The sequence below is a fragment of the Enterococcus sulfureus ATCC 49903 genome (assembly GCF_000407605.1).
Classification (GTDB): domain Bacteria; phylum Bacillota; class Bacilli; order Lactobacillales; family Enterococcaceae; genus Enterococcus_G; species Enterococcus_G sulfureus.
This window is the reverse complement of the sequence record NZ_ASWO01000003.1, coordinates 311,444-320,863: the sequence shown is the minus strand read 5'-3', so window position 1 is coordinate 320,863 and position 9,420 is coordinate 311,444. Positions and strand designations below refer to the sequence as shown.

The window sequence follows — 9,420 nt, the reverse complement described above, 5'->3', positions numbered from 1 at the left end:
AGTAAGAAGCGTTCGACTTGCATGTATTAGGCACGCCGCCAGCGTTCGTCCTGAGCCAGGATCAAACTCTCATAAAAAAATTTGAAACGATCTACGATCGTTAAGCTCTAAATTGACTTTGCTAGCAATAATTGCTTGCTGTTTTGTTTTGCTTCTATTAAATAGAAACACCTTACACTATTGGTTCGTTTGCTTGCTTTGTTCAGTTTTCAAAGGTCTACCAGCAAATCAAGAAATGTTATTTTCTTAATCAACAACTTCATAAGTATAATATATTTTTTGTTATTTGTCAAACGCTTTTTCGATTTATTTTATTTGATAAATCAGTGTTTTAAACAATGTATATAAAAACTACTTTGTTATAATATCATCCGTTATCTCTTGTGTCAACCGTTTTATTTCATGTAATAAAATAATGTTTTCTCAAAAGAAACAACTTAGCTATCATAGCACCTTAAAATAGAGAATGCAACTATTTTTTACTCTTTTTCTGAAATAACTTTCCTTTTTCATTAAACAATAAAAAAGTGGCCTAAAAATAGGCCACTTTATCCTTCTTCTCGTAACGAACGATGCGGATCTTGAATTCGTTTAAACAATTTTTCCATATCGCCGTTGCTAAAATGAATCAACACTGGACGACCATGAGGACAGTTAAATGGATTGTCACATTGCGCTAACTCTTCTAATAGTAAGCGCGCTTGTCTCTCATCCAAATAATGATTCGCTTTGATCGATTGTTTGCAGCTCATCATAATCGCTGTTGCTTCACGAAATTCTTTGATCGAAATATATCCAACTTCTAAGAACATTTCAATCAATTCACGGATAGTTTGCTCTTCTTTTCCTTTAATAAACCAAGTCGGATGTTCACGTACGACAATACTATATCCACCAAACGGTTCCAACGTCAATCCGATCTGTTCAAACGTATCCTTAGCCTCTTCTATTTTAACGTAGTCATTTGAAGGATACTCCAATACAATCGGAACCAATAAGGCTTGACGATCTGTTGTTACGTGACCAATTTGTTCACGGAATAGTTCATATTTGATTCGTTCTTGCGCGGCATGTTGGTCGATGATATACAGACCGTTCTGACTTTGGGCAAATAAGTACGTCCCGTGCATTTGACCAAAGTACTCTAAATGTGGAAACCGCTCTTTAGCTACTGGTTCATCCAATACACGTTTGACCATTTGCGTCGTAACGTGTTGGGTCTCGTGACCAATTGCAAAAGCTAAATCTGTTGCCTCATGTTTTGTTTCTTCTATATTAGGTTCTTTGATAGAGTCTAAATGTGATGTTTTTTCTTCTATTATAGACGGAATCTCTTCTAATTCAGATGCTATGCTTGGTGTAGCTAGTTTTGGAACATAAAATTCACCGGATATCGAATCATAAGCTAAACGATCGGACTTCACTTGTCTTGGCATTTCCAATTCGATCTGCTCGACTGACTTTTCTTCTTTAGCGAACATTTTATTTTCGTATGCATTTGGAATCAGATTTTCTTCTCTTAAGGCTTCACTGATACTTTGTTTAAGCAACGTGACCAATTCTGCTTCTTTTGATAATCGAACTTCTTGTTTCGTTGGGTGAACATTTACATCAACAAGCAACGGATCCATCTCAATTTCAATAATGGCAATTGGAAAACGTCCGACCATCAATTTCGATCCGTACGCTTGTGTGATTGCTTTATTCAAAACAAAATTCTTGATATAACGACCATTAATAATCGTTGAAATATAATTACGGCTCGCACGCGTCACTTCTGGTAGCGAAACATATCCACGAATTGTAAAATCTAAATCCTTAGCTTCGATTGAGCGCATTTTTTTAGTCGTTTGCACCCCGTAGACTCCAGCAATCGTTTGTCTCAACTCACCATTTCCACTTGTACGCAACATTTGATTGCCTTCATGAAAGAGACGAAACGCTATAGAAGGATGACTTAAAGCCAAGCGATTGACAATATCGCCAATATTTGCCAGTTCCGTTTGAATGGTTTTGACGTATTTTAATCGGGCTGGTGTATTAAAAAATAACTGTTCGACAGTAATCTTCGTTCCACGGCGCAATGCGGCTTTTTCATGTCGCTCCATTTTCCCACCAACAAGCACTAAACGTGTTCCAGAAACTTCTCCCTCCGAACTGGTTTCAACAGTCACTTTCGAAACAGAGGCGATACTTGGTAACGCCTCTCCTCTAAATCCCAAAGTCCGAATCCGAAATAAATCAGCCTGATTATAGATTTTACTCGTTGCATGACGTTTAAAGGCTTGCGACACATCTTCTGCAGCAATGCCTTCCCCATTATCTACGATTTGAATCTTTTTCAATCCTGCTTCTTCTAAATAAATATCGATCTGGGTGCTTTTTGCATCAATGGCATTTTCGACTAATTCTTTCACTACCGACGCAGGACGTTCAACCACTTCACCCGCTGCAATCTGATTGGCTAGTTGTTCTGAAAGTTCTAAAATCTTTGCCATACTTGATCCACCCCTTACTACTCTTTCAATTGTTGTTGCCATTTAACGACTTGCATCATCACGTCGATTGGTGTCATCATCGAAACATTTAAGTGTTCCAACTCATTTAACACAGAGGAATCTTCTGTAAATAAATCTAATTGTTCGATTGGCTCAATGACTTCAACTGCTACAGGTGTTGGAGTCGTTGAAACTGGTGTCGTAGCTTCAAGTTCTGCTAAGATCGTCGTCGCACGTTCTAATAAACTTTCTGGTAATCCAGCAATCTTAGCGACATGAATCCCATAACTTTTATCAGCTGGACCTGCCATCATTTTATGCAAGAACACGACATCGCCATCTTCTTCAACCGTTCCAACATGTTGATTGATCACATGAGGCAATGTATTCGCTAACTCCGTTAATTCATGATAGTGTGTCGAAAAGAGCGTTTTGGCTTTTACATGCTCGTGAATATATTCAATGATGGCTTGCGCCAATGCGATTCCATCATATGTCGCTGTTCCACGACCTAATTCATCAAATAAAACCAAACTGTTTTTCGTCGCATGTTGTAAAGCTTGGTTGGCTTCCATCATTTCCACCATAAACGTACTTTGGCCTGCAATCAAATCATCGCTTGCACCAATTCGGGTAAAGATCCGATCAAATATCGGAATAATCGCTTCATTGGCAGGAACAAAACAGCCGATTTGCGCTAAAATGACCGTTAACGCCAATTGACGCATATACGTACTTTTCCCTGACATATTTGGTCCTGTAATTAATGAAATCATCGTATCTTCTTCCATAATCAAATCATTCGGGACATATTCTTGTTTACCTAATACTTTTTCGACAACCGGATGACGCCCTTCTTTAATAAACAAGCGATGCTCATTTGTAAGCACTGGTTTCACATATTGGTACTGTTCACTGATTGTCGCAAAACTTTGCAATACGTCTAAGGTACTGATCGCTTTTGCCAATGCTTGGATCCGCGTAATCGACTGCTTGACTTGTTCACGAACCTCTAAAAACAAACGATATTCTAAAGCTGTCGATTCTTCTTGTGCTTCTAAGATCATCGTTTCGATTTTTTTCAACTCAGGTGTGATAAACCGTTCCGCATTGGATAACGTTTGCTTACGCTCAAAATATTCTGGCGGAGTAAATGTTGCTAAATTGGCTTTTGTAATTTCAATATAATAACCAAATACTCGATTGTACCCTACTTTTAAATTTTTGATACCGGTCTGCGTTCGTTCTTTTGCTTCTAAATCAGCCAACCATTGCTTTCCGTTACGCATCGTATCGCGATATTGATCCAATTGTGCATGAAATCCTGTTTTAATGACGTTACCTTCTGTAATCTGTAACGGTGCTTCTTCATTGATTGACCCACGAATCAACGCGACAAGATCTTCTAATGGTGACAACTCGGTCAAAAGCTCCTGAAACACAGTCTGATCAAGTGATAAGACGCTATTACGAATCGCTGGTACTTGTTCTAGAGAGTGGCACAGTTGCAATAGATCACGTGCATTTACGTTTCCGAAAGCTACACGACCAGCTAAGCGTTCTAAATCGTATACCCCTTTTAACTGTTCAATCAATTCAATTCGTTCAAAAAAGGCCGTCAATAGTTGTTCTACTTGCGCTTGTCTCATTTCAATTGCGCGTTTTGTAATCAATGGATGATCGATCCACTGTTTCAACAAGCGTCCACCCATCGCCGTTTTTGTTTCATCTAACAACCACAAAAGCGTCCCTTGTTTTTTACCAGAACGCATCGAACGTGTGAGTTCTAAATTTGCTTTAGAATAATGATCCATTTTTAAAAAATGTTCTGGTTGATACACTTGCGGAATTTGCAGATGATCCAGTTGACGTTTTTGCGTCCGCTCTAAATAACTAAACAATAAGAAAAGGGCTTGTCGTTGCACATTTTCGGTAATCGTCTCTAGTTGTTCATGACGACTTTCCAGAATGTCTTGCGTCGAAAATACCAATCCAAGCCGTTTCGTCAACTCTACTTGCAACGTCTCATCTAAATCAACGATGACCATCTCTTTTGTTTGCAGAGCACTCGCCTCATCTAGCAATACATCTTTATCTAGAAAACTGGTCACGTTGACTTCTCCAGTACTTAGATCCACATAAGCAAACCCAAATTGCTCGTTTTCTGTTACACAAGCAGTTAAGTAATTGTTCTCCTTTGAAGTCAGTCCTTTACCATCCATCACGGTTCCTGGTGTGACCAATTGAACGACTTCTCGTTTGACCATCCCTTTAGTCGTTTTCGGATCTTCTACTTGTTCGCAAATCGCCACTTTATATCCTTGTTCCACCAATGTATCGATGTATCCAGCTGCTGCGTGATGGGGTACGCCACACATTGGAATAGGATCGGTCGCATTTTTATTGCGACTCGTTAACGTGAGTTCTAGTAATTGCGCGACTTGTTGCGCATCGTCATAAAATAATTCATAAAAATCACCTAAACGGTAAAATAAAAATGCATCTGGATATTCTTTTTTAATTGAAAAATATTGTTCCATCATTGGAGTATGTTTAGTCTTTTGAGGCATCCAATGGTTCCTCCTCGATTACTTGATTTACTTTTTTTTGCAGTGTCGTAGTAACATAATGCAATAATTCATTTGCTTCATACAAGACATCGCGATAACGAACAACTAATGGATGTTGATCATAGGTTGCTTGTAAACGCGCGATTTCTTGAATGGCGATTTTTTCAGCTTCTGGCTTTTCATAATGGGCATATTGAACCGCATCTTTTTGTGCCCGCTTGATCTGTGCTTCCAACTCTTTTAAAGCCGCGTTATTTTGCGCCCGCATTTGGACTTCTTTAAATTCGCGAATAGTTGGATGCGCGGCAAGCAATTGCTCTAATTGATCCAGTTCTTTTTGTATTGACTCTTCCATGTATAGCCTACTTTCTTATTCCATTAATGGGCGATCCTCGCTAATTTGAAATGCTTCGATTTTTTTGGCTTTACCACTTTGTGGATCTAAATCGATCACACAGGCACTTAATAACGCACGACCTGTTTCAACGACTTCAAATCGTCTTGGCAATGCCGTCATAAATTTTTCGATCACGGCTTCTTTTTTCATCCCTAAAACCCCATCATAAGGCCCTGTCATGCCAACATCACTTAAATAAGCTGTACCATTTGGTAAAATTCGTGCATCGTTCGTTTGAACATGCGTGTGTGTTCCGACTACAGCAGAAACGCGACCATCTAAAAACCATCCCATCGCTTGTTTTTCACTAGTTGTTTCCCCATGAAAATCAACAAAGATAAATGGTGTTCGTTTTTTTGCTTCTGTGACTAGTTCGTCGATCACAACAAAAGGATCATCAATTGGTGTCATAAAGGTTCTTGCCTGTAAATTAATCACGGCAAGTTCTACCTGGTTGACCTTCACATAGACAAGTCCTGTTCCGGGAGTTCCTTTAGGGAAATTTGCTGGACGCAACATTTTTTTCGCTTCAGGGATAAATTCAAAAATATCTCGGTTATCCCAAGTATGATTGCCTAATGTCACAACATCGACACCATCTTGTAAAAATTTTTTATAGATTTTTTCTGTAATTCCACGACCACCGGCTGCATTTTCACCATTTACGATCGTGACTTGCGGACGATACTTCTTTTTTAACTTTGGTACATATTCCGTAATCGTATCTCTTCCTAATGACCCTACAACATCTCCAATAAATAATAAACGCAAACTTTCGTCCTCTTCTTTCTTTTCCCGATTTTCTTCATTGTTCATTATAAAGCTTTTAGATACGAAAAAAAAGGATTGCTTCTTTTTCAAAAGCAATCCTAATGGTTTATAAAGAAAGCGGGCGTTCGTCCAGTTCATGAACGATGGTACGAAAATCTAAAAAACCAGCATCCAGTCCTCGCAACAAGACTTCCGCTGTCCCAATGTTCGTCGCTAAAGGAATCTCATATACGTCCGACAAGCGAATCAACGCGGTCACATCTGGTTCATGAGGTTGGGCAGCTAAAGGATCTCGTAAAAAGATCACTAAATCTAAACGGTCTTCAGAAATCATCGCCCCGATTTGTTGATCCCCACCTAAAGGACCTGACTTGAAGCGATGCACAGGCAAGTTGGTTGCTTCCTGGATTTTTTTACCCGTCGTTCCCGTTGCAAATAATTCATGTTTAGCTAAAATCGGCCGATAAGCTGAAACCAGTCGAATCATCATGTCTTTCTTTCGATCGTGTGCAATCAATGCAATTTTCATTCTTAACGCTCCTTACTGAATCAAGTTTAATTCAACTAACGCATGATAAATCCCATCGTCTTCATTTGTCTTGGTGACAAAGTTGGCGCATTTCTTGACTTCCTCTTTGGCATTGCCCATCGCGATCCCTACACCAGCTTGACTTAACATTTCAAGATCATTTAATCCATCTCCAAATGCAATCGTATCGTCTCTAGAAATACCTAAATGATCCGCTAGAAACAGCAATGTTTTGGCTTTTGATCCATGTTTTGGAATAATATCCACACATTTTGGATGCCAACGTACAAAGCTTAATCCTTCAAAAGCAGTCTCATCTATTGGATACGTTTCGTCATAAAAAGCTAATCCTTGATAAACCGTCTCATGATGGTGGAAATTTTCATCGTATTCAGGAAGATGTGACCCAAATGAACGCATCGCTTCTTCCATCACGTCTTCATTAAATGTAGTTACACGTTTTGTTTCATCTAAACTAACAAACGCCGTATCGATTTGATCTTGATGCAGCTGTTCTAAACAAGGAGCAAGCTGATCAACAGATAATGGTTGTTCAAATAATAAGCGGTCTTTATGTAACGCAACAGATCCATTGCATACAATGGCATAATCAAACCCTACTGCATCGATCACTTCTTTTGCAAGTAAATGATTGCGTCCTGTTGCAATCGTTACTGCATGTCCTTGCGCCTTTAATTGTTTGATGGCCTCAATCGTACTTGCTAACGGTTGTTTTTGTTCATCTAAAAGTGTTCCATCTAAATCAAAAGCAATTAATTTTCGTTTCATCCTGACACTCCCTCCTACACATATCTTCATGATAACGGAATGTAACCGTTATTTCTAGTCAAATAAAAAAAAGAGCGCAATTTGCACTCTTTTAATCGACGTAACGAGATTTTGAATTGTTTAACCATGCATAGACTAGACCCATGACTAACCCACCACCAATATAGTTTCCGATAAAGGCAAAAATCAAGTTATGTGCCACACTTCCTACTGTCATTGAAGCCATTGTTCCTTTTGAAATAAAGAAAGCTAATGAGAAAGCTGGGAAGTTGGCGATCACGTGTTCATATCCTAAGAAGGCAAAAATGAAAATAATGAACACGATAGCCATGACTTTACCAGCATCATCTTTCATTCGCATACTTGCCAATACGGCAATATTTACCACGATATTGGCAAACATCGCTTCCACTAAGATTTGCAATGTCGGTTTATCCAATTTACTTGAAATCGAATCAATCAAATATTGATTGGCATGCATATCTAAAAATGGTCCCGTTAATGACATCAAGTAAGCAAAAATCACACCACCAATTAAATTAAATAAAATACAAGAAAACAAGATCTTCGCTGCGTTGCCAATGCCAATACGTTTACGGTAAACTCCGACTGTCATGTACAACATATTCGATGTGCCAAGCTCTGCATTCATATATAAGATCATCACAAGTGACCAACTGAACATAAATGCATAAAAGAATTTACCAGATCCTGGTGCCAAATGCTCTGCTTTGATTGCGACTGCAAAGGCGATCCCAGTACCCAGAGTTAAAAACAAACACGCTAACATCGCACGAACCGCGTAGCGTAAGTAACTATGTTCGATCAAGTCCATTTTTTTCTCGATCGATAAATCAATTTTCTCAAACAATGGCGAGATTGGATTCATGATTTTTCCACCTTTATCTTTATACTTTTTGTCTTTCCTTACATTCCTATTCTAATAAGCTTTTCACTATTTGTAAAGTAATTTGTGAAAAAAAACACGAATGATTTTATAATGAATCTTTTCAGTAAGGAAATAGTAATTGACAAAATGCGCTAAAACACAGTATACTATTCTTTGTGTAAAATAATGCAGCAGGAAAATAATTACCCATCCCTAGTTTGTTGCCCGCAGAGGTTCAATTGTGTAACCGCGGCTGCAAAGGTGAAGATTGAAGAACAAACTACATGGTAATGAATTTTTCAACGGATTATTTTACTCCAAACAAATAAATTTATTGGAGGAAACATTTCATGTCACGTTATACAGGCCCATCTTGGAAAATTTCACGCCGTTTAGGCATCTCATTATCAGGTTCAGGTAAAGAATTAGCTCGCCGTCCTTACGCACCAGGACAACACGGACCAAACAGCCGTGGTTCTCGTTCAGAATACGGTATGCAATTAACTGAAAAACAAAAACTACGTCATATGTACGGTATGAACGAACGTCAATTCCGTACTTTATTTATCAAAGCTAGCAAAATCAAAGAAGGTAAACACGGGGTTAACTTCATGGTATTACTAGAACAACGTTTAGATAACGTTGTTTACCGTCTAGGTCTTGCGACTACTCGTCGTCAAGCTCGTCAATTAGTAAACCACGGCCACATCACTGTTGATGGCAAACGTGTGGATATTCCTTCATACCACGTTGAAGTTGGTCAAGTGATCGGCGTTCGTGAAAAATCTCAAAACCTAACAATCATCAAAGAAGCTGTTGAAGCAACTGTTGGTCGTTCTGCATTTGTAAGTTTTGATGATCAAAAATTAGAAGGTTCATTAACTCGTTTACCAGAACGTGACGAACTTTACGCTGAAATCGACGAAGCTCTTATCGTTGAATTCTACAACCAAAAACTTTAATTTTTGGATTTTACC

8 protein-coding genes and 1 rRNA gene are annotated in these 9,420 nt (G+C 38.6%); 1 reads left to right on the top strand and 8 read right to left on the bottom strand.

The genetic code is table 11. The annotated features are described in order from the left end of the window. The 8 genes from I573_RS05460 to I573_RS05425 all read right to left on the bottom strand — a co-directional run. Positions 1-77, bottom strand: a 16S ribosomal RNA gene (locus I573_RS05460); the annotation flags it as partial. A gap of 471 nt (positions 78-548) precedes the next feature. Further along, complete coding sequence (mutL, locus tag I573_RS05455) at positions 549-2,498, bottom strand: DNA mismatch repair endonuclease MutL (RefSeq protein WP_016185936.1); 1,950 nt, start codon at positions 2,496-2,498, stop codon at positions 549-551. Between the two features lie 17 nt (positions 2,499-2,515). Beyond that, the gene (gene mutS, locus I573_RS05450; RefSeq protein ID WP_016185937.1) at positions 2,516-5,068 is read right to left on the bottom strand and encodes a DNA mismatch repair protein MutS; all 2,553 of its coding nucleotides are present in this window, start codon (positions 5,066-5,068) and stop codon (positions 2,516-2,518) included. Continuing rightward, positions 5,052-5,423 (bottom strand): YlbF family regulator, encoded by a 372-nt coding sequence (locus I573_RS05445; protein ID WP_016185938.1) that lies wholly within the window; start codon positions 5,421-5,423, stop codon positions 5,052-5,054. Before I573_RS05445 ends, mutS begins: the two co-directional genes overlap by 17 nt. 15 nt (positions 5,424-5,438) lie before the next feature. Next, entirely contained in the window at positions 5,439-6,236 is a 798-nt protein-coding gene (locus I573_RS05440) for a TIGR00282 family metallophosphoesterase (RefSeq protein WP_016185939.1), read from the bottom strand. 106 nt (positions 6,237-6,342) lie between these two features. Beyond that, positions 6,343-6,765 (bottom strand): methylglyoxal synthase, encoded by a 423-nt coding sequence (mgsA, locus tag I573_RS05435; RefSeq protein WP_016185940.1) that lies wholly within the window; start codon positions 6,763-6,765, stop codon positions 6,343-6,345. A 12-nt stretch (positions 6,766-6,777) separates the two neighbouring features. Further along, entirely contained in the window at positions 6,778-7,554 is a 777-nt protein-coding gene (locus I573_RS05430; protein ID WP_016185941.1) for a Cof-type HAD-IIB family hydrolase, read from the bottom strand. A 91-nt stretch (positions 7,555-7,645) separates the two neighbouring features. Next, positions 7,646-8,443, bottom strand: coding sequence for a formate/nitrite transporter family protein (locus I573_RS05425; RefSeq protein WP_016185942.1), 798 nt, complete (start codon positions 8,441-8,443; stop codon positions 7,646-7,648). A 350-nt stretch (positions 8,444-8,793) separates the two neighbouring features. On the opposite strand from I573_RS05425, the gene rpsD reads away from it, so the two are divergent. Next, positions 8,794-9,405 carry a 30S ribosomal protein S4 gene (rpsD, locus tag I573_RS05420; RefSeq protein ID WP_016185943.1) on the top strand — a complete coding sequence of 204 codons (612 nt, stop codon included), beginning with the start codon at positions 8,794-8,796 and terminating at the stop codon, positions 9,403-9,405. The last annotated feature ends 15 nt before the right edge of the window (positions 9,406-9,420 follow it).

Excerpts from the sequence above, each read along its gene's own strand:
- mutL (WP_016185936.1), bottom strand. The coding sequence starts at position 2,498 with ATGGCAAAGATTTTAGAACTTTCAGAACAACTAGCCAATCAGATTGCA.
- mutS (WP_016185937.1), bottom strand. The coding sequence starts at position 5,068 with ATGCCTCAAAAGACTAAACATACTCCAATGATGGAACAATATTTTTCA.
- I573_RS05445 (WP_016185938.1), bottom strand. The coding sequence starts at position 5,423 with ATGGAAGAGTCAATACAAAAAGAACTGGATCAATTAGAGCAATTGCTT.
- mgsA (WP_016185940.1), bottom strand. The coding sequence starts at position 6,765 with ATGAAAATTGCATTGATTGCACACGATCGAAAGAAAGACATGATGATT.
- I573_RS05430 (WP_016185941.1), bottom strand. The coding sequence starts at position 7,554 with ATGAAACGAAAATTAATTGCTTTTGATTTAGATGGAACACTTTTAGAT.
- I573_RS05425 (WP_016185942.1), bottom strand. The coding sequence starts at position 8,443 with ATGAATCCAATCTCGCCATTGTTTGAGAAAATTGATTTATCGATCGAG.
- rpsD (WP_016185943.1), top strand. The coding sequence starts at position 8,794 with ATGTCACGTTATACAGGCCCATCTTGGAAAATTTCACGCCGTTTAGGC.